This window comes from Roseibium sp. 10G30-5, from assembly GCF_055809635.1.
Map to the genome: position 1 here is coordinate 1,605,804 of NZ_CM147918.1, position 24,197 is coordinate 1,630,000.

General features: G+C 55.6%; 16 protein-coding genes, 1 tRNA gene, 2 rRNA genes and 3 pseudogenes (1 of these 22 only partly in view). 1 reads left to right on the top strand and 21 read right to left on the bottom strand.

Annotation, left to right across the window (positions count from 1 at the left end):
- Positions 1–28: 28 nt before the first annotated feature.
- The 18 genes and pseudogenes from AC0L7U_RS08115 to AC0L7U_RS08200 all read right to left on the bottom strand — a co-directional run bounded on the left by AC0L7U_RS08115 (position 29) and on the right by AC0L7U_RS08200 (position 19,889).
- Positions 29–559: a hypothetical protein gene (locus AC0L7U_RS08115; protein ID WP_473695195.1), complete on the bottom strand. Its 531-nt coding sequence runs from the start codon at positions 557–559 to the stop codon at positions 29–31.
- Positions 556–1,674 carry a tripartite tricarboxylate transporter permease gene (locus tag AC0L7U_RS08120; protein ID WP_473695713.1) on the bottom strand — a complete coding sequence of 373 codons (1,119 nt, stop codon included), beginning with the start codon at positions 1,672–1,674 and terminating at the stop codon, positions 556–558. Before AC0L7U_RS08120 ends, AC0L7U_RS08115 begins: the two co-directional genes overlap by 4 nt.
- The gene (locus AC0L7U_RS08125) at positions 1,598–2,068 is read right to left on the bottom strand and encodes a tripartite tricarboxylate transporter permease (RefSeq protein WP_473695197.1); all 471 of its coding nucleotides are present in this window, start codon (positions 2,066–2,068) and stop codon (positions 1,598–1,600) included. Before AC0L7U_RS08125 ends, AC0L7U_RS08120 begins: the two co-directional genes overlap by 77 nt.
- A gap of 90 nt (positions 2,069–2,158) precedes the next feature.
- On the bottom strand, positions 2,159–3,157 hold the full coding sequence (locus AC0L7U_RS08130; protein ID WP_473695199.1) for a Bug family tripartite tricarboxylate transporter substrate binding protein: 999 nt from the start codon (positions 3,155–3,157) through the stop codon (positions 2,159–2,161).
- A 472-nt stretch (positions 3,158–3,629) separates the two neighbouring features.
- Complete coding sequence (locus AC0L7U_RS08135) at positions 3,630–4,547, bottom strand: MYG1 family protein (RefSeq protein WP_473695201.1); 918 nt, start codon at positions 4,545–4,547, stop codon at positions 3,630–3,632.
- Between the two features lie 275 nt (positions 4,548–4,822).
- Positions 4,823–6,319 (bottom strand): siroheme synthase CysG, encoded by a 1,497-nt coding sequence (cysG, locus tag AC0L7U_RS08140; protein ID WP_473695203.1) that lies wholly within the window; start codon positions 6,317–6,319, stop codon positions 4,823–4,825.
- A gap of 112 nt (positions 6,320–6,431) precedes the next feature.
- On the bottom strand, positions 6,432–6,764 hold the full coding sequence (gene nirD, locus AC0L7U_RS08145; protein ID WP_473695205.1) for a nitrite reductase small subunit NirD: 333 nt from the start codon (positions 6,762–6,764) through the stop codon (positions 6,432–6,434).
- 11 nt (positions 6,765–6,775) lie between these two features.
- Positions 6,776–9,236, bottom strand: a pseudogene (nirB, locus tag AC0L7U_RS08150) (nitrite reductase large subunit NirB).
- 4 nt (positions 9,237–9,240) lie between these two features.
- A complete protein-coding gene (locus AC0L7U_RS08155; protein WP_473695207.1) occupies positions 9,241–10,023 on the bottom strand; it encodes an ABC transporter ATP-binding protein in 783 nt (260 codons plus the stop codon).
- Positions 9,941–11,001 (bottom strand): annotated as a pseudogene (locus tag AC0L7U_RS08160) (ABC transporter ATP-binding protein). Before AC0L7U_RS08160 ends, AC0L7U_RS08155 begins: the two are co-directional and overlap by 83 nt.
- Before the next feature lie 10 nt (positions 11,002–11,011).
- Positions 11,012–12,097: an ABC transporter permease gene (locus AC0L7U_RS08165; protein ID WP_473695209.1), complete on the bottom strand. Its 1,086-nt coding sequence runs from the start codon at positions 12,095–12,097 to the stop codon at positions 11,012–11,014.
- 116 nt (positions 12,098–12,213) lie between these two features.
- Positions 12,214–13,573 (bottom strand): annotated as a pseudogene (locus AC0L7U_RS08170) (CmpA/NrtA family ABC transporter substrate-binding protein).
- Between the two features lie 359 nt (positions 13,574–13,932).
- Positions 13,933–15,177, bottom strand: a complete 1,245-nt coding sequence (locus AC0L7U_RS08175) for a CmpA/NrtA family ABC transporter substrate-binding protein (protein ID WP_473695211.1) — start codon at positions 15,175–15,177, stop codon at positions 13,933–13,935.
- A 10-nt stretch (positions 15,178–15,187) separates the two neighbouring features.
- The gene (locus AC0L7U_RS08180; protein ID WP_473695213.1) at positions 15,188–15,778 is read right to left on the bottom strand and encodes an ANTAR domain-containing response regulator; all 591 of its coding nucleotides are present in this window, start codon (positions 15,776–15,778) and stop codon (positions 15,188–15,190) included.
- 33 nt (positions 15,779–15,811) lie between these two features.
- Positions 15,812–16,630 (bottom strand): diflavin oxidoreductase, encoded by an 819-nt coding sequence (locus AC0L7U_RS08185; protein WP_473695215.1) that lies wholly within the window; start codon positions 16,628–16,630, stop codon positions 15,812–15,814.
- Entirely contained in the window at positions 16,627–17,691 is a 1,065-nt protein-coding gene (locus AC0L7U_RS08190) for a flavodoxin domain-containing protein (RefSeq protein WP_473695217.1), read from the bottom strand. Before AC0L7U_RS08190 ends, AC0L7U_RS08185 begins: the two co-directional genes overlap by 4 nt.
- Positions 17,681–18,223: a molybdopterin oxidoreductase family protein gene (locus AC0L7U_RS08195; protein ID WP_473695218.1), complete on the bottom strand. Its 543-nt coding sequence runs from the start codon at positions 18,221–18,223 to the stop codon at positions 17,681–17,683. The genes AC0L7U_RS08190 and AC0L7U_RS08195 overlap by 11 nt, the downstream gene beginning before the upstream one ends.
- Positions 18,186–19,889 carry a molybdopterin-dependent oxidoreductase gene (locus tag AC0L7U_RS08200; protein WP_473695220.1) on the bottom strand — a complete coding sequence of 568 codons (1,704 nt, stop codon included), beginning with the start codon at positions 19,887–19,889 and terminating at the stop codon, positions 18,186–18,188. The genes AC0L7U_RS08195 and AC0L7U_RS08200 overlap by 38 nt, the downstream gene beginning before the upstream one ends.
- 996 nt (positions 19,890–20,885) lie before the next feature.
- Between AC0L7U_RS08200 and AC0L7U_RS08205 the strand changes: the two genes are divergently transcribed.
- Complete coding sequence (locus AC0L7U_RS08205) at positions 20,886–21,377, top strand: class I SAM-dependent DNA methyltransferase (RefSeq protein ID WP_473695222.1); 492 nt, start codon at positions 20,886–20,888, stop codon at positions 21,375–21,377.
- Between the two features lie 176 nt (positions 21,378–21,553).
- Here the strand turns inward: AC0L7U_RS08205 and AC0L7U_RS08210 are convergent.
- The 3 genes from AC0L7U_RS08210 to AC0L7U_RS08220 form a co-directional block, all read right to left on the bottom strand.
- Positions 21,554–21,630: transfer RNA gene (locus AC0L7U_RS08210), tRNA-Met, on the bottom strand.
- Positions 21,631–21,673: 43 nt separating this feature from the next.
- Positions 21,674–21,788 (bottom strand): 5S ribosomal RNA (gene rrf / locus AC0L7U_RS08215).
- Between the two features lie 159 nt (positions 21,789–21,947).
- Positions 21,948–24,197 (bottom strand): 23S ribosomal RNA (locus AC0L7U_RS08220); it runs 487 nt beyond the window's last position.

Sequence of the window (24,197 nt, forward strand, 5' to 3'; positions counted from 1 at the left end):
CCCCTGCCGCGGCAGGGGGATCTCGGGGTCATTGACCCATTGTGTAAATCAACCCTGTCAGGGCCTCATCCAGAGGCCCGCTCGGCGTCGGAATATACAAGACCGACGACATCAGCACACCGAACACACCCGCCATCACCACTGCCGTCACAAGGGCACCGATTGCAAAGCGCACCGTCAACGGTTTAGCCACCGCACACAGCGACAGCGTGACGAGGATCGTGGTTGAGACAAGAAAGCCCAGACCTGCCATCAGCACGGGGTAGAAAACCCACAGCACGATGAAGACCGCAAGTCGGGCGAGAATCAGTCCGCGCGCAGCGATCAATTCTGCCAGTTGGCCGCTTGGCAAAAGCACCGCTGCGCGATTGATCGTCTCGTGCAGGATGATCCCGACAAGCAGCACGGCCGAGGCACAGATGAGCAAAAGCGGATAACCGCCTGCCTCACCCGCTATACCAATGCTTTTCCACCCCATCACCGCACAGATCACCCCGAGGAGGATCATCGACACAAGGTTGAAGAGATACATGGAATTCTTCTTCGCATCTTCGCTCATTTCGCGCCCTCCTTGGCAACTGACGCCGACTCATCCGGAGCAGACGGGCGCACTCTGCGGAAAATTCCGTAGCCAAGCATGGCAAGCGAAATCACCAAGAATACATCGGCCACCGGCCGTTGTAGCACTGGCAAAATGCTGTTGTAGCTCGATGACATGATGACGATCTGCTGCTCAAAAAGCTTGCCCAGCGTGATGGCCATGACAATCGGCAAAATGGGGACCCGGATAAAGCGGAACCAGACCGTGATCGCAGTCGCCCCCAGCATGGTCCACACATCGAACATCGAGTTGTTGATGGCATAGGCCCCAAGTGTCGAGAACACTGCCACAAAGGTGGCCAATGCGCTGGTTGGCACCTTCAGCACAACTGCAAAGTAGCGTGCGCCAAAAAGACCAAAGAGCAGCATGAAGATGTTGACCGCCATAAAGCCCCAGAAGAAGGTGTAGATCAGCACCTTGTCATTGGCGAAAAGCGTTGGCCCAGGTTGCAGACCATGCAGGGTCAGCGCCCCGATGAACACTGCTGCCGCGCCACTGCCGGGGATCCCCAACGAAATCAGCGGCACAAGCGAGCCACCGACGTTGGCACTGATCGACGTCTCCGAGGCAAGCAAGCCGGTAATGGAGCCCTTGCCCCATTTTTTGTCACGTGGATTAAAGCGACGCTCAATCGCATGCGCCAGAAAAGGCGTCGTTGTCGGGCCAATGGCGGGCAAAATGCCCAGCAAAATACCGGAGATCGACGCGCGGATCAAAGTAAAGGGTCGTGCAATGATCTCGCGCAGGGTTTCGCGATGATCCGCAGATCGGCCACTATCGAGAACTTTTTCCTTGTTGGCCTGCAAGCTTTCAAGTGCCAGGAAGATCGCCTGACTCATACAGAAGAACCCGAGCAGCACGGCCACCAGATTAAAGCCGGACATCAGATTGACGCTGCCAAAGGTAAAGCGCGGCGCACCATTTACCGGATCAAGGCCGATGCAGGTCACCAGAAGCCCCAGAAACAGACTGAGGAAGTTCCGCTCGATTGGCGTTTCAAGCATGATGATGACGATTGCGAAACTGAAGATCAGAAGAGCACAATATTCCGGCGCGCCAAACGTCAGCGCCAGTGCTCGACAAGGCCGGCGTCAGAAACAGCACGGCCACGGCGGAGAGGATACCACCGATGCCTGAGCTCATGGCAGCAAGGCTGAGTGCCAGCGGGGCCTTGCCCTCGCGCGCCATCGTGTGGCCTTCCCAGCCGGTGACGATGGAGGCCGGCGTACCGGGAACATCCAGAAGAATGGCCGAAATGCTGCCACCGAAGATTGCGCCAGCATAAATACCACTGAGCATGATCATGCCATGATCGGCACTCATCAGGAATGTCACGGGGACGAAAAGCGCAATGGCCAGCGTAGCCGTCAAACCGGGGATCGCGCCAAAAATGATCCCGATCAAAACACCCAACAGCTCAAATGTCAGAGCCATAGGCGAAAGCGCATGGATGAAACCTTCTAGCAAGAGAGGTCTCCTGAAAAATTGGCCCGCCGTGCCCGGTGGCCAAAAAGGGGAACCCGGCGTCACAGTGACGCCGGGAGTAAGGAAGAGACGTCAGTTACCCGAGGTTGGGTTCTTCTTGACGTAATCCGACACCGAGGAATAGGCCGCTTCATAGCCCTTTTGTTCCTCTGCTGCAGTTTTCGGCTTGAGCGTAATGCCGACCTTCTTGAACGCCTTGACCGTTTCCGGGTCTTTCAGCGTCTTCAGAATAGCCGCTTCAAGATACTTGCGGATCGGAGCTGGCGTGGCCTTGGGAACCGCTGCAAAACGGTCAGCACCCCAAGTGTCATCGGTGACTTTTACACCCAGCGTATCAATCGTCGGCGTGTTCGGAAGCACGTCCAGCGTCTTGTTGTTGGCCACGGCGATCGGTTGCAATTGGCCTGCCGACACATACTGCGCAACTTCCGAATAGTAATTTGCGGCAATATCGACGTTCTTTCCAAGCAGTGCGACCATCGCAGGCTTACCGCCCTGGAAAGGCACCATCTTGAACTTGGCCCCGGTCTGCTCTGCAACAATCTGAGTGACCATGGCGAAGGCAGAACCCGGAATGACACCAACGGTGACTTCGCCCGGATGCTTTTTGGAATAAGCGATGATGTCCTTGAAGCTCTTGCCTGCGAACTTGCCCTTGGCATTCGTGAGCCAGACGGCAGGCGTAAAGGTAATGCCAGCCACCGGAGTAAGGTCGCCCTGCTTGAACGGTGCTTTTTGCACCACAAGGTTCACGGCCAATGTCGGATTGGCGAGAATACCGATCGTGTATCCATCCGGCTTTGCCTGCTTGGCGAGGTAGCTATTGCCAACAACGGCACCACCGCCTGGACGGTTCTCGACGCGAATCTGATCGCCGGTCACGCGTTCCATTTCCTTGGCAAGCGTACGCGCGGTAATGTCCATGCCACCGCCTGTTGGATAAGCGACCATCAGGCTGATGGGGCGGCGCGGAAAGTTTGCGGGCTTTTTGAGGGCTTCGTCGGCTTTCGCTACGACGCTCGCCGACAGCGCGAGCGTTGCCGCAAGCACCAGGGTTTTGGCTAGCTTCATATTGTCCTCCCTGACAAGTAGATTTGGCTTGTTTTCTGGCCTTCGACTGAAGGCAAATATCTATAAGGCGAAAACATTCCCACGATTTCACCATGCGCAGAGAAAAGCCCACTTGCGAGCCATTGACGAATTGAAAGTCAGACCCTCGACATAAGAAGCCGCTATAGCCCATTCCGCAACGTACGAAAAAACAACGTCAGAAACCCAGGTCCACAGGAGGTTTTCTCGCCTGACTGCCCGTCATCATCGGCTTCTGGAAAACCCTACAGACGGCTTTCAACCCAGTCAGGTTCTCTGTCCCTCCCCTTTCTGGACGAGCGAACCGAGATAAGCTCATGGACAAGATCCTCGGACCCGAACTCATGAATGCTTTTCAGTCTTCAGAACCAGTCTGTCTGCGTCAGGCGGCTCAACCGGGCAGAAGCCCGCCTGACGCGATCTGGCTGAGATGTTTGCGCGCGGCGCGGGGGCCTTACCGGACTTCTTTCACAGCAATTTCAGCCATTTTCAAGATCGCTTCGCGCGAATTGGCAACCGCAATAAAACGGGCATTGTGACAAAATTTGGCGCCCTTGACGCCACACGCGGCCTCCAACGCTGCATCCGTCAGACCGGCCCAAGCCGCTGGCAGATCCGCACGCTGATCAAAAGTCTCACTGGACAGCTTGATACCATTCAAGGTCCAGTCCTCACCCCGAGGGTTGACAACGAAGAGAATATGATCGGCCTCAGCACTCTCAAGCGCCGAGCGATAAGGCATCCCCATAGGCAGTTCCAAAATCGGAGAGGCACCCGCCGCCGCGATTGCCTCCAGGACGATGCTTTGCGAGCGCGCTTTCGCCGCCAGATTGCGGATGAGGGCCTCAACGAAACTCCGTGCGATCGGAAGAGCAGCAAAGAAGGCATCATTGTCGGCCGTGGGCGAGGGATCATCAAAGACAGGCTTCAAGCTGCCCAAAAGCGCTGGCAGCGTCAGAATAGACAAGGGACCCGCAACCGACGGCTCAATCGCGCCGTTGTCCAGCAAATCGATCGGCAACACGAATTTGGTATCAAAGGCACCATGAATGTCTTCAATATCGTGCTCGGGCACATCCATTGCAGCCAAATAAGCCCGTCCATAATGAGCCCAGATCAGGCCAAATGAACTGAACGGCTGCTCATCCTCACGCAAGGGACCGGGGCGCTGATGGTGGTCGAAGATCTGCGCCTCTGCATTGAAGGCCCCGCCCACGTCAAAAATGATCTTGTCCTTGGCTGGAACAAGCAGTTTCTTATCGCGGCTGCGCAAAAGCTCTGCCTGCGGGAAAAGCCGCGTGAGAATGACGGACGACAGAAGTTCATCTGCATGAAAGCCGCCGGAATGCGTGACGAGTTGCGTGATGGTCATGGGTGCTCCAAAGGGTCTTCCAGAACAAGAAGCCAGACATTGCGGCCGTTCAAGAGGATGTCAAACGCCCTGTTCACAGCAAAAAGCCACCAGATCAATCATTTTCTGAGAGAAAATGGCACAAAACAGCTCTCAACGAGACGATCGGGAAACGATACTCTACGAGGCATCTGTCTTCCCATGGCCGCTGTCGTCCGAAGGGCGACATGGAGTTCGATGCCCGACTTGGCAATACACTCCGCTAGAAGGGAGGCGAAGACAGCCCAAAAAGCCACTCACCCAGTCGCGGAAAAGAGCAGGGATCTGGACGAAGGGACCCCGTGATTTGGGGATTTCGGCCGTATGCAATCTGACGGTGTCGAACGCTTGGCAAAGACCTGACCGATACCGATCAGCACCGGATGCTCATAGCCAATGCGAGCCATGGCGTCGCCCAATTCACCGAGTTTTCCTTGCCACATAGTCTGTCCATCCCGGCTGACATTGGAAGCCACGACCACAGAGGTTTCAGGCAAGAGGCCATGTTGCATCAAGCGCGACTGGATTTCTCCTGCCGTGCGCCCGCCCATATAAAAAATCGTACTGGTGGATGGATCAGCCACAGCTTGCCAGTCCAACGTGTCGGGAAGCACACCCTTGCGGGAATGACCCGTGACAAATCGTACGGATTGCGCGCAATCGCGATGAGTCAATGAGGTCTTCAAGTTTGCTGCCAATGCGCTGGCTGCGGTTATGCCCGGTACGATGGAGACCGGGATACCCGCATCTTCCAGATAGGCGACCTCCTCTCCCGAGCGTCCGAAAACAGACGGATCCCCGGACTTCAGCCGCACCACGCGCTTTCCGTCACGGGCAAAGCGCAGCATCATGGCATTAATGTCTTCCTGGCAGCAGCTCTCGCGTCCGCCTCGCTTTCCGACCAACATACGCTTTGCTTCACGCCGCGCCATTTCCAGCACCTCTGCCGAAACGAGATTATCAAACAGAATGACATCTGCGCTTTGCAGCGCACGCATTGCCTTCAGCGTCAGAAGTTCAGGATCACCTGGGCCTGCGCCCACCAACGTTACGGAACCAAGAGCTGGTGTTGCGGTAAGACTATCCGCTTCGTCCAGAAGTATTGTTTCCTCCAGGTAATCAGGAGCTTTCGTACCGGAAAAGGTCCGGTCAACAAAGTGTTCCCAGAACAGTCGGCGCGGTGTGCCCGGAGAAAGGCGATCACAGACGCGCGCACGAAGTCGAGCTGCGAGCCTGCCTATGGCAGAAAGGGTGACCGGAAGCAGTGTTTCGATGCGTCGGCGTATGGCCTGCCCCAGTATGGGGGCTGCTCCATCAGTGGAGATGCTGATAACGACTGGAGACCGATTTACGATAGAGCCGAACTGGAATGAGCAGAAGGCAGGTTTATCGATGACATTGACAGGCAATCCATACGCCCGGATATGCTGCATGAAAATGGCAGCATCCTCGTCTCTCTCGATATCCCCAATAGCCAACTGAAACCCGGAAAGATCCACCGATTGCCAGTGCTGACCGGCCAGATGCAATCTTTCGTGTGGCATCAGCGCCTGCATGTCCTCTGAAAGGTCATCCGTAAAGAGATGAACCATTGCACCTGATGCCAGCAGAAGTTCGGTTTTCCAGGCTGCCGCTTCACTCCCGCCCACCATCAGAACCCGCTTATCGCGGAGGTTGAAGAATACCGGCAGGACCGATAAGTCCTCCATACGACGTGGGAGAGAGAGCGGCTTGAGCTTTGTTTTGACTGCCATTGTTATTCTCCGCTTTCAGGTCATCAGTTTGCGCGGCAAGGGCCGATAAACTCAAGGAAATGAACAGGTCGTACTAATGGGATCACCGTGTATCCAGCAGGCAACGAAGAGCTTATTCGGCCACAATTGCGAAGCTCGACAGATCGATCCAGAGCTGGCCATCCAGAACCTTCAACGACCAGCGGCGCACTTCACCTTCATCTGGACCAAAGGCCTTGCCTGTTTCCAACGAGAAGACCCAATTATGCAGCGGACAGGTGACAGCGTTGCCATGCACAATACCATCAGACAGCGGGCCACCCTTATGCGGGCAGCGGTCCTCAATTGCGAAGACCTCGTCAGTCGCAGTTCGAAACACCGCCACCTTGCCGTGCGGCGTCTTCAGACACCGCGCGCCGCGTACCGGGATCTCGTCAAGAGATCCAATAGAGACAAATTCAGTCATAGGCCCTCTCTTCACTCTGCCGGTTCTGCCACGCCGACCACGGCCATGGGCTTGAACTCATGCTTGTCCTTGCCCGAGACACGTTCCGACCACGGATCGACCTGGGCATACTTCTGGCTTTCAACAAATCGGTCAAAATAGGCCTTGCGGCGTTCCGTATCATCCATGATCTGACGGCGAACTTCGTCGTAACCGATCCGCTTGGCCCACTTGTAAATGCGTTCCAGATACCGCGCCTGTTCACGATACATCTGGGTCAGGGCAACGATATGCTCCAACGCCTCATCCTCAGTCTTGACCAGCCCCAGAACTTCAGTTCCCTTGATATCTAGGCCAGCCGCCCCGGCAAAATGGATCTCGAAGCCGGAGTCTACGCAGATCACTCCGACATCCTTGCACGTGGCTTCAGCGCAATTGCGCGGGCAGCCGGAGACCGCCAGCTTGACTTTGGCAGGCGTCCACGATCCCCACATAAAGCGTTCCAGACGGATACCAAGACCGGTGGAGTCCTGCGTACCAAAGCGGCACCAATCCGAACCGACACAGGTTTTGACCGTGCGCAGGCCCTTGGCATAGGCTTGACCGGACACAAAACCAGCTTCGCCGAGGTCGGCCCATACGGCAGGCAGGTCATCCTTCTTGATCCCCAGCATGTCGATGCGCTGTCCGCCAGTACACTTGACCATCGGGATGTCGAACTTGTCGACCACATCAGCAATGGCACGCAGCTCTTTCGAGGACGTCACGCCACCCCACATCCGCGGCACCACGGAATAGGTGCCATCTTTCTGGATGTTGGCATGCACACGCTCGTTGATGAAACGGGACTGATAGTCATCGGCGTATTCGCCCGGCCAGTCGCTGACCAAGTAATAGTTCAGTGCCGGACGGCACTTTGCACAGCCGCAGGAAGTCTTCCACTCCAGCTCCTGCATCACTGCCGGGATTGTCTTCAGTTCCTTGGCGCGGATCAGTCGACGTACGTCATCGTGGCCAAGATCGGTGCAGCCGCAGACCGGCTGAACGGCAGCCGGATTGTAGGCATCACCCAAGGTCAGTGACATCAGCTGTTCAACCAGTGCCTGTGCAGGATCCACAGGAGGCCGAAGCCTTGGTGTGGGCCCGGACATCATCAAGCGAGGTCAGACCCTTGTCCTTGATCGACGAGACGATCTTGCTCTTGCAGACACCATTACAACCGCAGATCTCCGCATCATCGGGCAGAGCGGCAACGGCAGCTGCCGGATCCAGGGCTTCGCCACCGCCTTGATACATCTGGCCGTAGATCAGCGTCTCTCGCAGCTCACTGACGTCGGTGCCGCGCTTCAGCATGTCGAAATACCAGGCACCATCCGCCGTATCTCCGTAAAGCACGGTCCCGATAATCTTGTCATCCTTCAGAATGACACGCTTATAGACGCCACGCGTGGCATCGCGCAGAACAATTTCCTCACGGTCAGGACCTTCCGCAAAATCACCCGCAGAGAAGAGATTAACGCCGGTCACCTTCAACTTGGTGTTCACCTGCGAGCCCTTGTAAACGCCCTCCCCACCGCTTAGGCGAGTTGCCAGAACACGAGCACTTTCATAAAGCGGAGCCACGAGGCCATAGCAGGTGCCGCGATGTTCGGCACACTCACCAAGTGCAAAAATATCCGGGTCTGATGTGGCCATGCCGTCATCAACCACGATGCCGCGATTGACGTCCAGACCCGCGTCTTTCGCCAGACCGGATGCCGGACGGATGCCGACAGCCATGACCACCATTGTGGCATCGATGATGCGGCCGTCCTCCAGTTCGACGCCCTCCACCTGCGCATCCCCAAGAATGCGCTTGGTGTTGGCCTTGGTGATGATCTCGATGCCACGCTCGTCGAGCGCCTTTTCCAGAAGATAAGCCGCAGCCGGGTCCAGTTGGCGTTCCATGATTGTCGGCATCAAGTGCAGAACGGTAACGTCCATGCCACGCTGCTTCAGTCCATAAGCAGCTTCAAGACCAAGAAGGCCTCCACCGATGACAACAGCACGACCGCCCTGTTTAGCGATCTCCAGCATGCTGATCACATCATCCAGATCACGATAGGCCAGAACACCCGACAGTTCATGTCCAGGCACCGGAATGATAAAGGGCGACGACCCTGTCGCAATGACAAGCTTGTCATAAGCGACCGTGATGCCACCCTCTGAGGTCACGAACTTGGCATCGCGATCAATGGCGACCACCTTCTCGCCACGATGCAACGTCACGCCATGCTCTGCGTACCAGACATCATCATGAATGATGATGTCCTCGTAAGTCTTCTCGCCGGAAAGCACGGGCGACAGCATGATGCGGTCGTAGTTCACACGCGGTTCGGCGTTAAAAATCGTGACATCGTAAAGATCTGGGGACGTATCAAAGAGCTCTTCGAGCATCCGGCCCGGCGCCATGCCATTGCCAATAATAACGAGCTTTCTCTTTTCCTGGACCATGGTCTTACTCCGCTGCAGGAACAGAATTCAGGGACTGACGCGCAACACGTTCGGCGCGTTTCTGACGAATGGCGGCCAGTTGTGCTTCATCCGGGTTCGCTCCGCCCTCATAAGCTTCCAGAAACTCCAGCAGTTCTGCGCGATAGGCGTAGTAGTCAGGATGGTTAAGCAACTCTTTACGCGACCGGGGGCGTGGCAGATCGACATCCATGATGTTGCCGATCCCAGCGTGAGGTCCATTGGACATCATCACCACTCGGTCAGCCAGCAGGATCGCCTCGTCGACGTCATGGGTGACGCAAATGGCCGTCACCTTGGTACGCGACCAGACTTCCATCAACACCTCCTGAAGTTCCCAGCGTGTCAGGCTGTCGAGCATGCCAAAGGGTTCGTCGAGCAGCAGAAGCTTGGGTGACAGAGCAAAGGCACGGGCAATGCCGACACGCTGCTTCATGCCATTGGAAAGGTCAGCGGCACGGCGGTGCATGGCATCGCCGAGACCAACACGTTCCAGATAATATTCCACCACGTCCTTGCGCTCTGTCGGGCTCGCCTTCGGATAAACGCGATCCACTCCAAGGGCGACATTCTCGCGCGCGGTCAGCCAAGGCAAAAGCGAGGGAGCCTGAAAGACAACAGCCCGGTCAGGTCCTGCTCCCGCAACTTCGCGACCATCCAGAATGATCCCACCTGAAGTGATTGGATTAAGGCCTGCGACCATCGACAGGACAGTGGACTTGCCGCAGCCGGAATGGCCGATGACCGAGATGAACTCGCCCTTGCGCATCTTCAGGTCGAAGCCGTCTACGACCGTCAGCGGGCCTTTCGGAGTCGGATAGGTCTTGGTGACCTGGGAAAACTCGACATAACCCTTGTTGATCGGAGATCCGGCTTTCTCGGCATAGGCTGCAGGTAAGATCCTTTTCGCACGCAGCTCCATCGGCACGACGTTGGGCAGGATCTCGGCGGGGATCCTGAGCCGCCTTGCTCTGTGCGCCGAGGCCAATCAGATACTGGGTCACCTGATTGCGGATGCGGATGAACTCCTCGTTGTCGTTCATCTCGGCGCGTTCCCGCGGATGCGGCAGATTCACCTTGAAAGACGGACCAAAGGTCGCATTCGGGCCCGGCGTCAGCGGCACGATGCGATCAGCCAGCAGAATGGCCTCATCCACATCGTTGGTAACCAAAATGATCGTCTTCTTCTCGGCCTGCGAAATGGCAGCGAATTCGTCCTGCAGCTTGGAGCGCGTCAGGGCGTCGAGCGCCGACAGCGGTTCGTCCAGCAGCAGAATGTCCGGCTGCATGGCAAGGGCACGGGCCACTGATACGCGCTGGCGCATACCGCCAGAGAGTTCGGCAGGTTTGCGATCGCGGGCATGAGCCAGACCAACCATGTCGACGTAATGGGTGACGAGTTCCGCGCGCTCTGTCTTCGACTTCGTCTTGTGAACGGCATCAACAGCCAGTGCAACATTCGCCTGAACTGACAGCCAAGGCATGAGGGCGTAATTCTGGAAGACAACGCCACGCTCAGGTGCCGGACCTTCTACCTTCTGACCCTTGAACAGCACCTCTCCCTGATCCACCGCCGACAACCCTGCCAGAGAGAGATCAATGTCGACTTGCCTGCTCCGGAGAACCCGAGAATGGCGATGAATTCACCCTCCCCGACTTCGAGATTGATATCCGACAGAATCGAATTGTACTGAGGGCCTGTACCGTAAGCCTTGGAGACGCTTTTTAATTCGACGATCGTGCTCATTTTGCGTTCCTCACCGGCTGGAGGAGTAGGTAAAGGCGGACTGCAATGCCAGCATCACCCGGTCAAGGAAGAAGCCAATAAGACCAATGGTAAAAACAGCAACCATGATACGGGCCAACGAATTGGATGAACCGTTTTGAAATTCGTCCCAGACGAATTTGCCGAGCCCTGGATTTTGCGCCAGCATTTCCGCAGCGATCAGAACCATCCAGCCAACACCGAGCGACAACCGCAGACCGGCAAAGATGAGCGGCAAAGCAGACGGCAACACCAGTTTGCGGATAGTGGTCCAGGTGGAAAGCTGAAGGACCTTGCTCACGTTGAAAAGATCGCTATCAATCGAGGCCACACCAAAGGCAGTATTGATCAGCGTTGGCCAGAGCGAACACAGGGTGACAGTGACGGCGGAAATGACCATTGACTTCGGCATCAGCTCAAAGGGGTGAGCATAAAGCGCCGAGACAATCATCGTCACGATGGGCAACCACGCCAGTGGCGACACCGGCTTGAATATCTGGATCAGAGGATTGAACGCGCTGTTGATGGTCCGCGACAACCCACAGGCAATGCCAAGAGGAACGGCAATGACCGTCCCGATCAGAAAACCAAGGCCGACAGTCATCAGCGAGGTGACGATCTGATCGATGTAGGTTGGGCGGCCGATATAGGTGCGCCACTTGACCCGATCTTGCTTTCCAGCCGCGGTCAGCTTTGCATTGCGCTCCTTCTGGCGCTCGTAGAACGCTGTGGCCTTCTGACGCTCGGCCCAATGGTCCTGCCACAAGCCTTCGGCCTGCTGCCAGACGGCGACCGGTCCCGGAATGGCTCCGAGCGAAGTGTGAACACGCGGAGCCAGCGATGCCCATGCGGCCAGGAAAATCAAAATGCCCACAAGCGGGATGACCAGAACCCGTTTCAGCTCGTGTAGCTGCTCGGAGACATTATCGCCCACAATGATCTTCAGGATCGGCGTCATCCAGCCAAACCCAAGAGCGTTCAACCATGCAACTGCCTTGTTGACCCACTGGAAACGTTGCTCCTTGCGGGCCTGACGCTCTGCGTTGCCGGTCGGCAGACTGTCAGTCACATTCGTCATGGCATCGTCCTTTTCAAAATAGTTCGACAGTCAGGAATGAAGGCCATCCGGCCCGGTTCGTGAAATTGAGGTCAGCCTGTTGATCTGCGCGTATCGACAGACCAGCGTTCATCCCGTCAGTCGGTCACGACCTTGGCATCGCGCACCACCTGCTTGTCCTTGAGCCCAATCTTCAGCGCATCGATGTAGGCATTCGGCTTGCGACCATCGTAAGCGATGCCGTCGATGAAGGCGGACGTCGGCTTGCGATAGCCATCGGTCTGCCAGGGAAGTCTTCCTTGTGGGCCTTGCCCTCATCCACCAGCATCTGTGCGGCCTTCAGATAAATGGCCGGCTTGTAGACGGACTTGGCTGCATCTGCGTACCAGTCATCGGTCTTGGCTTGCGGAAGCTGACCCCAGCGGCGCATCTGCGTGAGATACCAGACGGCATCCGAGTAATAGGGGTAGGTGGCGAAGTAGCGGAAGAAGACGTTGAAGTCCGGAATAGAGCGCTTGTCGCCCTTCTCATACTCGAAGGTGCCCGTCATGGAGTTGGCGATGACCTTTTCATCCGCGCCCACATATTCCGGACGCGACAGGATCTTCACGGCTTCAACACGGTTGGCGTTGTTGTCTGCATCCAGCCACATGGCGGCACGGATCAGCGCCTTGGTCAGCGCCAGAGTGGTATTCGGATACTTCTGGGTGAAGTCTTCCGTCAGACCAAAGACCTTTTCCGGGTTGTCTTTCCAGATCTCATAGTCGGTGATGACCGGAACACCGATGCCCATGAAGACGGCCTGCTGATTCCATGGCTCGCCCACGCAGTAACCGGAGATGGTGCCAGCCTCGAGGGTAGAGGGCATCTGCGGCGGTGGTGTTACGGACAGCAGTACGTCGGCCTGGATCTGACCGGATACATCATCCGGAGAATAGAAACCTGGGTTCAGTCCCCTGCGGCAAGCCAGTACCGCAGTTCATAGTTGTGAGTGGAGACCGGAAACACCATGCCCATGTTGAAGGACTTGCCATCGGCCCTGAACTGCTCGACGACCGGTTTCAGCGCCACTGCCGAAATCGGATGCTGCGGCCTTCCGTCAGCCTGCATCTTCAGATGCGGCTTCATCATGTTCCAGACCTTATTGGAGACGGTGATGGCGTTCCCGTTCAGATCCATCGAGAACGGCGTCACGATGTTGGCCTTTGTTCCATAGCCAATGGTCGCAGCCAGTGGTTGACCCGCCAGCATGTGCGCTCCATCCAGCTCACCAGTGATCACGCGGTCCAGCAACACCTTCCAGTTGGCCTGCGCTTCCAGCGTGACGTAAAGACCTTCATCTTCAAAGAAGCCTTTTTCAACTGCGATGGCCAATGGTGCCATATCAGTAAGTTTGATGAAGCCGAACTTCAGTTCGTCCTTTTCGACATCCAACATATCTGCTTTGGCAGAGAATGGTCCCAATCCCGTAAAAATAGCCGAGCTGGCCAGCAGCATGGAGCAGCTCTGCAACAAACGACGTCTGGTTACCTTCATGACCCTCTCCCAAGGTTCCTGTGCCCCAGACAGCAACACGTCTGCGGCCTGTACTCGTATGGATCTGATGTGCGAAAACAAAAAAAGGCCGCCGAACAACCCGTGGTTCTCGCGCAGACGAGAAACGGTTGATCAGGCAGCCTTGCCAAGGAACCCCCTTCGTTGGGCGCTCTTTCTTTTATTAAAGTCCCAAAAAAAATACCAAATGCAAAGACAAGATTTTAGCCAATTAAAAAAATAAAAAATTATTTATTATCAATATCTTGCATTAAAATAAGCATTTCCTCTCGCTGAAGTCGACGATTGAGGCTAAAAAATAATCACCCCTCGAAGGAGGCTTCCTCCTTCAGTTGTGACTGCAACTCCAGATAGTTTTTCAGATGATCCGGATCAAACATCTGCTTATCGAAGAAGCCATCCGGGCCAAGCTCCAGAATACCACCCGTCGCACCGACGGATTGAGGGCGACCAAGAGCGCCTTCGACCTTGAGATTGGCGCCGGGAATGGGCACTGACAGCGAGTTGAGCGCACGTCGGTAGAGATCCGGACGATAGCTCTGCTTGACCTTGAGGACATTTTCGGGCGAATGGCTGCAATGACCCCATCGCACCATCTGGCTGTAGAACCACAGAGCATGGCTCTGCCAAGGAAAGGTTGCTGCGGTGCGGTTCAGCACGAAGAAGTCATCGACCTGATGCGCCACCCCGGCGGCCACATGCAAATGACCGCTGAGAGCTGGCATCAATGCTCCAGGTGGCACGCCTAGCCACTGCGGATGCGCCAGGAGGACCGCAAGTTCTTCATGGTTTTCAACGGCTCCACACCATTGCGCCGAGCGATAAAGTGCACGCAGCAGCGCATCCAGTTGCTGCGGATGGTCTTGCGCCCATTCGGCTGAAACACCCAGCACCTTTTCCGGGCTGTTGCGCCAGATCTTGGACTTGACGGTTACAAGGCGGGCAAGACCCTGTTCCACCGCCACGGTGTTCCAGGGTTCACCGACACAACAGCCATCAATCCGGCCCTTGCTGAAGGCGTCCGGCATAAGCGGCGGCGGCACAATGACAATCTCGACGTCCTCGTCCGGGTGAATGCCGCATCCCGCCATCCAGTATCGCAGCTCATAGTTATGGCCCGAAAACGCATGCACGACGGCAAAAGTCAGTTTCGGCTGACTGTTCTTCTGGCGCCGCTTAATAACGGCCTTGAGCGCGCGACCGGCATCAATCGGATCCAGATTAGGCTGAAGTCCGTACTCTGCCATCTCATCGTGCAGGGCATTCGATACGGAAACCGCGTTGCCACCAAGACCGAGCGCCATGGGAGCAATAAGGTCGCGTGCCAATGGAGCGAGAGCGAGATTACTGCTAATCGGCATGGGAGCCAGCATATGGGCGGCCTGAAAATGCCCGACGGCAATGCGATCGCGAATATTGGCCCAGTAAACCTCACGCACCAGTTTGACGGCGATCTGCTCTTCCTGCGTAAACCCTTTCTCAACCGCAGCGATAAGGATCGCTGCATCGAGAAGCGGAATGAACCCCAGAGCAATGTCTGCTTCCATGATCATCATCTTACCCCTGCAACATACCAGCAGCCATAACCAGCCCCTGCGCAACGTCTGCGATCTTGCGATTCTGGTTCATAGCTGTCTTGCGTAACAGTTGATACGCCTCGTCCTCGTTCAGTCCGCGAGACGTCATCAAAATTCCTTTTGCCCGCTCGACAGTCTTGCGGTTTTCCAACTCGAAACGGACTTCTTCCAGTTCACGCGACATACGATTGAAAGCGTTGAACCGGCTGATCGCCACATCCAGAATGGGCCTCACTCGTTCTTGACGCATACCATCCACGATGTACGCCGAGACCCCGGCATCGATCGCAGCCTCGATCATGCCCGCTTCTGAATGGTCGACAAACATGGCGATAGGTCGTTGGATGGAACGGGAAAGCTGAAAGAGATTTTCCAGCATATCGCGGTTTGGGTTTTCCAGATCGATCACAATCACATCCGGATCGATCCTCTCGATTTCGCGCGCCACTCCCGTCAACTCGTAAATGACATAGACGCTTTCAACACCGGCTTCCGTCAGTCCCTGCCTGATGATGGAAGCACGAATGTTGTTTTCATCGATTACAAGGACTGTGAGATCGTTCTTGTTCATGGTCAGGCTGACACGTCCCGCAATACAATCAGATCAATAAACGTCGCGACAGTATCGGCGATCCGCAGCCAGATACTTGATGAAATTAGCGGCATCATCGCTTGATTTCCCGCCGTATTTCTGCGCAATCGCCAAAAGCGCCGCATCCACATCCTTTGCCATGCGACTGCCGTCACCACACACATAGATATGTGCGCCCTCCTCCAGCCATGCCCAGAGATCACGACCACGCTCCAACATACGATGCTGAACATAGATTTTTTCAGCTTGATCCCGTGAAAACGCCGTCTCAAGATCATTCAGCAGGCCCGCTCTCTGCCACTGCTCCAATTCCTGCCGATAATAGAAACCGGTTTCTCGGTGCTGTTCTCCGAAGAACAGCCAATTGCGCCCCATAGCACCTGTGGCCTGCCGCTCTTGCAAGAAACCGCGGAACGGCGCGATACCTGTTCCCGGTCCGATCATGATGATCGGCACTGAGGTATCCTCAGGAAGACGGAAATGCGTCTGCTGCTGAACTTTCATTTTCACGTCGCATGCGTTCGCTCGGTCCGCCAGAAAGGTGGACGCAACACCTTTGCGCAGCACCCCATGGTGCGCATGTCGCAGGACGGAGACGGTCAAATGAACCTCACGAGGCATCAGTCTGGCGCTGGACGCGATAGAGTAGAGCCGCGGTTGAAGCTTGCGCAGATTGTCGACGAAGTCTTGCGCATTGACACGAGCTGAAGTCTGTAACACCAGGTCCACGATCTGGCGTCCCCAAAGCCAACGCTCCAGCGCCGGACGATCTTCCGCAGCCAGCAGAGTAGCAAGCTCTTCATGACGGGCGACATCCGCCCACCACTTCAAAAACCGGCAGTCGGTCGCGCAATTTCCAGCTGGGTCAGCAAGGCTTCGACAAGCGGCACGGCCTGACCGGAAACCTGCACCGTCGTTTCAGGGGACCACCGCATGGCAGCGACAAGGTCATCGACAAGATCCGGACAATTGGTCGCATGAATGCTAAGAGCATCACCTGCTTCGTACATCATATCAGGTGGAATGATAAAGCCGAATTGGCGAACGTCCTTGTCCCCAGCTCCGTCTCCACTGAGGCGAGTGTTAATGTGGAGACGGGCGACATGGGTTGGTGAACTGCTTCTGATGCCAGACGCCTGTGCAGCGCTTTTGATATGTGTGCCTTCTTTTTCAAAAATATTTTCGCCAAGAAAGGCAGCAAGGCCTGCAAGCACTTTTGCTTCTCCTGCATCTTCCTCACCCACATCGCAGGCGATGAAATCACCAAGCCGTTTAGCGCCTGCTTCTCCCAGTTGCTCGTCCAGCTTGCGGCCAAAGCCACAGAACTGTGCGTAGGTGCTATCGCCAAGCCCTATGACCTGAAACGAGAGGCCCGAAAGATTGGTCATCCGGTCAGCCCTCAGCTGATCCCAAAACGTTGAGCCGTTGTCGGGTGGATCGCCATCGCCAAAGGTGCTGACGACAAAAAGGGCCGCTTTCAATCCGGCAAGAGAGGCCGGGTCCACATCATCCAACGACTGAAGAAGCACTGAATGTCGTTGGTCACGCATGGTCGCGGTAACCCGCTCCGCCAGTGTCTCGGCCGTACCAGTCTGAGAAGCAAAGAAAACAGCAAGATCTGCCTGCACGGCTGGACCAGAAGCAGCGACTGGTGCTCTGGTCGCCTGCGGATAGATACCAGCCAGCAGACCATTCAGCACAAGTTTTGCCGGGTTTGAAAGCGGTGCGGTCTCCGGCAGTTGCGGTGGCATCGTCAGAAGATCACGCCTGAAATCCAGTCCCGCGAGATAGCCCGACAGCCACCGCAAAGCTGTTTCATCCAGATCGAGTGGTGAGAGGTCGCCCAGATTGATCGCCTTTGCGATACTGGCCAGTTCCGGTTTAAGGGGCATCAACGCCCCACCTAGAAGATCTTTTCCAATCAGTGTCTTGGCCGATTTTTTTTCTACGGAGACGGCAGTGACCTTGAACCCTATGCTGTAGCGAGATCGGATCGGTCGCAGGATCCGTGGTGGCATTGACGCAAAGATCTTCACCAAAAACATCGTTCCAGTGGAAGGGCGCGAAAAGGCTTCCTTCCTGAACCCGGTCCGTGATTTCCACCGAGAGCACCGCACGTCCACGGCGTGAGGTGATGGCCACACTGTCGCCCTTACGAAGGTCAAGCGCCGTGGCATCGCGCGGGTTCACCTCCACAAAAGGTCCTGAGTTGAGCTTGTTCAGCACAGGGACCTTTCTGGTTTTCGTCATGGTATGCCACTGGTGCTGCAAGCGACCCGTGTTGAAGATGAAGGGATAATCGGCATCCGGCGCCTCGCCCGCATTCATATGCGGGCGAGGCCAGAATTTCGCCTTTCCATTGACCGTGGCAAAGCGCACCTCCCCCTCAAGCGTCCGATAGCGAATTGGTGCACGAAGCGCCATACCGGGACTTACTCCGACATTGCCGTTGCCCTCCTTCTGCGCCATGTCCGGGGCCGGCCATTGCACCGAGCCCTGGCGGCAGTCGGTCGTGGCTGACACCCGAAATATCGTAGCCTGTCTGCGGATTGGCAAAGCGCGCCAGTTCATCAAAAACTTCAGCAGCACTGGAATAGGTAAAAGCCGACTCGAACCCCAGTGCACAGGCAACATCAGCAACGATCTTCCAATCCGGCAAAGCGTCGCCTGGAGCCTCTACCGCCTTTTGCGTTAGTACCATGTTACGCTCGGAATTGACCATCACACCGTCGGCTTCAAAACTCGTGGCCGCAGGCAGCAGGATATCGGCGTAGGCAGCAGTCTCGGTTTGACCAAAAATATCTTGAACGACAACAAGATCTGCCTTTTTCAGTGCCTCGATCACAATATCGCGTCCAGCTACACTGGCCACCGGGTTGGTACAAATTACCCAGAGCGCTCGAACATCTCCCGCTTGCATGGCGCGAAACAGCCCAATCGTGCCCAGCCCCGCATCGGCCCGCAGGCTGCCCGTAGGCAAACCCCATATATCTTCACAGAAGGCCCGGTCATCTTTCATCAACGCGGTGCGCTGGCCAGGAAGACCGCCCCCCATATATCCCATCTCGCGCCCGCCCATGGCGTTGGGTTGTCCGGTCAAGGAAAACGGCCCGCTTCCCGGCCGACAGATCTGGCCTGTGGCCAGATGCAGATTGCAAATGGCATTGGTGTTGAAAGTCCCTTGCACCGACTGGTTGAGACCCATGGTCCAAAGCGTCATGAACTCTCCCGAGAGCAAGATCATATCGGCGGCCTGCTCAATCTCTGCAACACTCAGCCCGATGATGTCAGCCACCTTTTCCGGCGCATAATCAGCCAGGAAGACGGGCATATCCTCCCAGCCTTCCGTGAAGCGCTGCACGAAGGTCATATCCACACCACCCCGGCGATGAATGACATGCAGCAATGCGTTCAACAGCGCCAAATCCGTTCCAGGCTTTATGGCAAGGTGCAAATCTGCCTTGTCGGCGGTCGCAGAGCGCCGCGGGTCGATCACGATCAGCCGCGCCCCTTGCTTCACCCGGTCCATCATCCGCAGAAACAGGATCGGATGACAGTCAGCCATATTGGCTCCCATCACCAGAAACAGGTCGGCCTTTTCGAAGTCGTCATAAGATCCCGGCGGCGCATCCGCTCCCAAGGACAGCTTGTATCCAGTGCTGGCACTGGCCATACACAACCGTGAATTAGACTCGATATGGCGGGAGCGCAAAAAACCCTTCACCAACTTGTTGCTGAGATATTGCGCTTCCAGCGACATCTGACCTGACACGTAAAGTGCGATCGCATCCGGGCCGTGTACATCGATAATCTCGCTTATGCGGCGCGCTGTTTCCTGTATGGCTTGAGCCATAGGCCGTTCGCAAAGCGGACCACTGCGATTCTCACGGATGAGGGCCCCTGTCAGACGCCCGGGTGCTGCAATCGCCTCATGCGCCGTTTTGCCTTTGGTACAGAGCCTGCCGAAGTTGGCAGGATGATCCTTGTCGCCTTGAACGCGTAGGATACGCCCCTTCTCCACCTCCAGCACCAGACCACATCCGACACCGCAATAGGGACAAGCGCTGCGCACCGAGCGGGTCTCACTCATCGCGAAGCCTCCATCCGTGGCGCATCCAACATGCCGCTCATTTGCAGATGAAAGGCACTAGCCTGATTGCCGATCTCCAAAATGTCTCGAACGCTCGCGCTCACCATTCTTGCCCGCTCTCAGCCAAGGACCCGGCAAGGGGTCCACAAACAAAAAAAGCTGCGGACACGAGCAGCCTGATTCCACTTGGAATCTCCACTACACGTCTCCGCAGCTTTGCGATGACAGGCCCGCCGTTGGACCTTTATGAAAAGATTAGATCAAAGAATAGATCGAGTTTTCCCCGTCGAGCAAGGGGTCGCCCTGCGGAGATAAGTCGCAAAAAGTATCGTTACTTGACTAAATTCGCAGCATTTTTGCAATTGCATGGATATGACCCATTGTGCGGCAGTCCATGCATAAGAGATCCGTCCCCGTCGTCGACGTATCTCCTTTACCCTTGTGGCGATCACACCGGAATGTTTCAGGACATTTTGCAGAGTACCCGAATGCAAGCGCTTGAACCGCCCCGGGTTTGCTAGAGGCTGATTTCGGTTAGTTCCGCGGCCATGTCTTCAGTTTCCTGAGCGGCGTAGAAATTTGCCTCATCTTCGGCCGGTGGGAGACATCCTCACGTCACGCCATGCACTACCTGAACTGACAGATTTGACGAAGCGCCTAGGTTTGCTATCCTCAGAGGACCACCCACGCGAAGATTTCTCGTTTTGCGAGACGAATCCATGGCCCGTCTCCGGGCCCCTACGCGGATTTGCGCGTCGTTGAGGGCTCTGACCGCAGAGCACTCTGTTCAGGCACCTGACTGAGAGAGCCAAATGACAGATGACACCCCGACTTATACAACATCCTCAGGCATTTCCGGCGAGGCTGAAGCGCTCGCCAACATGACCTTGGCCCGGGCTCAGGACCTGCAAGTTTACTATGACACCTGATCCAGAACTTATGAGCAAGACCTGCTTGATCTTGGCTATGAAGCGCCAGGCTGTCGCGGCAAAATTGATGGCAAAACACGGCGCGGATCCATCGAAGTCCGTTCTGGATGCTGGATGCGGCACAGGTCTGACAGGATTGGAGTTAGCGCGCGCGGGGTTCGCACATGTGTCTGGCATCGATCTGTCGCCGGAATCACTGAAGCGCGCGGCGGAAAAGGGATGCTACGAGACACTGAAAGTGCAGAATATGAACGAGCCGCTGGAGTTTGCTGACAACAGCTTCGGTCACGCCCAATGCATTGGCACATTAACTTATCTCGATAATATTTCAGGTCTGATGCGCGAGTTCTGCCGGATTGTCAGCAAGGGCGGTCTGGTGCTTTTCACGCATCGCCAAGACCTCTATGACGACGCTTTCAAAGCGGCTCTAGCAGGCTTGACCAACGACTGTCTCTGGAAACCAGTGCTGCATACAGATCCACAACCGTATATCCCGGGTCACAAGGCCTTCGATGCGCAGAAGAACATCATCTACGACATGTTCGAGGTGACGGCTTAAGCCGCGCATTGGTTTCGTGCAAACAGAATGCGTTTCTAAAAGGGAGACTTTCCGTGGCACGCAGATATCCTCTACGCCACAGATCTATTTCGCGCCGAGGTTTCTGATTTTTTTTAATTTTGAACGCAAACAACCCGCTTTTGTAGCGGGTGTATTTCATCATATTTGTTATAATTTGGTTGCGGGAGCAGGATTTGAACCTGCGACCTTCAGGTTATGAGCCTGACGAGCTACCGGGCTGCTCCATCCCGCGTTATTATTTTATGTATCCGAGATTATTTTCTGCGTTTTGCAGGCCTTAGCAGCGACCTACTCTCCCACATCTTGAGATGCAGTACCATTGGCGCTGGGGAGTTTCACGGCCGAGTTCGGGACGGGATCGGGTGGGGGCTCCCCGCTAGAGCCACCAGTGCCGGCGAAGCGCAGAAAATATCGAGAACTGGTCTGTTTTGAGTTTTGCGGTTTGAGCGTTTGGGATTCTGGATCCCTGAGAGGGCCTGAACAGATGTGTGTCTGTCCTTGCACTTTCGCAAAACTGGTCAGTTGATTTGATGAACATTGACTAATGAGAGGATCAAGCCGAACGAGCTATTAGTAAAGCTAAGCTTCATGCGTTGCCACACTTCCACACGCTTCCTATCGACGTGGTGGTCTTCCACGGCTCTTCAGGGAGAACTCGTTTTGAGGTGGGTTTCCCGCTTAGATGCTTTCAGCGGTTATCCCTTCCGTACATAGCTACCCTGCAATGCGGCTGGCGCCACAACAGGTCCACCAGAGGTACGTCCATCCCGGTCCTCTCGTACTAGGGACAGATCCTCTCAATTCTCCTACACCCACGGCAGATAGGGACCGAACTGTCTCGCGACGTTCTGAACCCAACTCACGTACCACTTTAATTGGCGAACAGCCAAACCCTTGGGACCTGCTCCAGCCCCAGGATGTGATGAGTCGACATCGAGGTGCCAAACAATGCCGTCGATATGGACTCTTGGGCATCATCAGCCTGTTATCCCCGGCGTACCTTTTATCCGTTGAGCGATGGCCCTTCCACGAGGGACCACCGGATCACTATGGCCGACTTTCGTCTCTGCTCGACTTGTCAGTCTCGCAGTCAGGCAGGCTTATGCCATTGCACTCAACGAGCGATTTCCGACCGCTCTGAGCCCACCTTCGCGCGCCTCCGTTACCATTTGGGAGGCGACCGCCCCAGTCAAACTACCCGCCACACACGGTCCCGGATATTGTAGTACCGCGGTTAGATATCCATAACGACAAGGGTGGTATTTCAAGGATGACTCCACATCAGCTGGCGCCAATGCTTCAACGTCTACCACCTATCCTACACATGTCGTCACGAATACCAGTGTGAAGCTGTAGTAAAGGTGCACGGGGTCTTTCCGTCTGACCGCAGGAACCCCGCATCTTCACGGGGAATTCAATTTCACTGAGTCTGTGCTGGAGACAGCGGGGAAGTCGTTACGCCATTCGTGCAGGTCGGAACTTACCCGACAAGGAATTTCGCTACCTTAGGACCGTTATAGTTACGGCCGCCGTTTACCGGGGCTTCAATTCGGAGCTTGCACACCTCCTCTTAACCTTCCGGCACCGGGCAGGCGTCAGACCCTATACGTCGTCTTGCGACTTCGCAGAGCCCTGTGTTTTTGATAAACAGTCGCCACCCCCTGGTCTGTGCCACCCCACAATGGTTGCCCACCATGAGGTCTCCCTTCTCGCGAACTTACGGGAGCATTTTGCCGAGTTCCTTCAGCACAGTTCTCTCAAGCGCCTTGGTATGCTCTACCAGTCCACCTGTGTCGGTTTCGGGTACGGTTTATAGCGGTGGAGCTATTTCCTGGAACACCTTCACCGCATCCCCAATCCAATAAGGGAATACGATACACGGCATCCGTCACTACCACCAAGTACAGGAATATTAACCTGTTTCCCATCGACTACGCCTTTCGGCCTCGCCTTAGGGGCCGACTAACCCTGCGCCGATTAGCGTTGCGCAGGAACCCTTGGACTTTCGGCGAGGGTGTCTCTCACACCCTTTATCGTTACTCATGTCAGCATTCGCACTTCTGATATCTCCAAGAGCCCTCACGGGTCTCCCTTCGCAGACTTACAGAACGCTCCGCTACCGCATGCACATAAGTGCACACCCGCAGTTTCGGTGTATGGCTTGAGCCCCGGTACATTTTCGGCGCGGAACCCCTTATTTAGACCAGTGAGCTGTTACGCTTTCTTTAAATGATGGCTGCTTCTAAGCCAACATCCTAGTTGTTTTGGGAGTTCTACATCCTTTCCCACTTAGCCATAACTTAGGGACCTTAACTGGCGGTCAGGGTTGTTTCCCTCTCCACAATGGACGTTAGCACCCACTGTGTGTCTGCCAGATACTACTTCTCGGTATTCGGAGTTTGGTTAGGATCAGTAAGGCGGTAAGCCCCCATAGCCCATCCAGTGCTCTACCCCCGAGAGTATTCGTCTGACGCTCTACCTAAATAGATTTCGCGGAGAACCAGCTATTTCCGAGTTTGATTGGCCTTTCACCCCTAGCCACAACTCATCCCCGACTTTTTCAACAGGCGTGGGTTCGGTCCTCCAGTGCGTGTTACCGCACCTTCAACCTTAGTCATGGCTAGATCACTCGGTTTCGGGTCTAATCCAACGAACTAAAACGCCCTATTAAGACTCGGTTTCCCTACGCATACACCTATCGGCTTAAGCTTGCTCGCTAAATTAAGTCGCTGACCCATTATACAAAAGGTACGCTGTCACCCAGGACAAACCTTGGGCTCCAACTGTTTGTAGGCATCC

What these genes read in the sequence shown, in the direction of transcription:
- AC0L7U_RS08115 (WP_473695195.1), bottom strand. Translation starts at nt 559, where the DNA reads ATGAGCGAAGATGCGAAGAAGAATTCCATGTATCTCTTCAACCTTGTG.
- AC0L7U_RS08130 (WP_473695199.1), bottom strand. Translation starts at nt 3,157, where the DNA reads ATGAAGCTAGCCAAAACCCTGGTGCTTGCGGCAACGCTCGCGCTGTCG.
- AC0L7U_RS08135 (WP_473695201.1), bottom strand. Translation starts at nt 4,547, where the DNA reads ATGACCATCACGCAACTCGTCACGCATTCCGGCGGCTTTCATGCAGAT.
- cysG (WP_473695203.1), bottom strand. Translation starts at nt 6,319, where the DNA reads ATGGCAGTCAAAACAAAGCTCAAGCCGCTCTCTCTCCCACGTCGTATG.
- nirD (WP_473695205.1), bottom strand. Translation starts at nt 6,764, where the DNA reads ATGACTGAATTTGTCTCTATTGGATCTCTTGACGAGATCCCGGTACGC.
- AC0L7U_RS08155 (WP_473695207.1), bottom strand. Translation starts at nt 10,023, where the DNA reads ATGCGCAAGGGCGAGTTCATCTCGGTCATCGGCCATTCCGGCTGCGGC.
- AC0L7U_RS08165 (WP_473695209.1), bottom strand. Translation starts at nt 12,097, where the DNA reads ATGACGAATGTGACTGACAGTCTGCCGACCGGCAACGCAGAGCGTCAG.
- AC0L7U_RS08175 (WP_473695211.1), bottom strand. Translation starts at nt 15,177, where the DNA reads ATGGAAGCAGACATTGCTCTGGGGTTCATTCCGCTTCTCGATGCAGCG.
- AC0L7U_RS08180 (WP_473695213.1), bottom strand. Translation starts at nt 15,778, where the DNA reads ATGAACAAGAACGATCTCACAGTCCTTGTAATCGATGAAAACAACATT.
- AC0L7U_RS08190 (WP_473695217.1), bottom strand. Translation starts at nt 17,691, where the DNA reads ATGCCCCTTAAACCGGAACTGGCCAGTATCGCAAAGGCGATCAATCTG.
- AC0L7U_RS08195 (WP_473695218.1), bottom strand. Translation starts at nt 18,223, where the DNA reads ATGGCGCTTCGTGCACCAATTCGCTATCGGACGCTTGAGGGGGAGGTG.
- AC0L7U_RS08200 (WP_473695220.1), bottom strand. Translation starts at nt 19,889, where the DNA reads ATGAGTGAGACCCGCTCGGTGCGCAGCGCTTGTCCCTATTGCGGTGTC.
- AC0L7U_RS08205 (WP_473695222.1), top strand. Translation starts at nt 20,886, where the DNA reads ATGGCAAAACACGGCGCGGATCCATCGAAGTCCGTTCTGGATGCTGGA.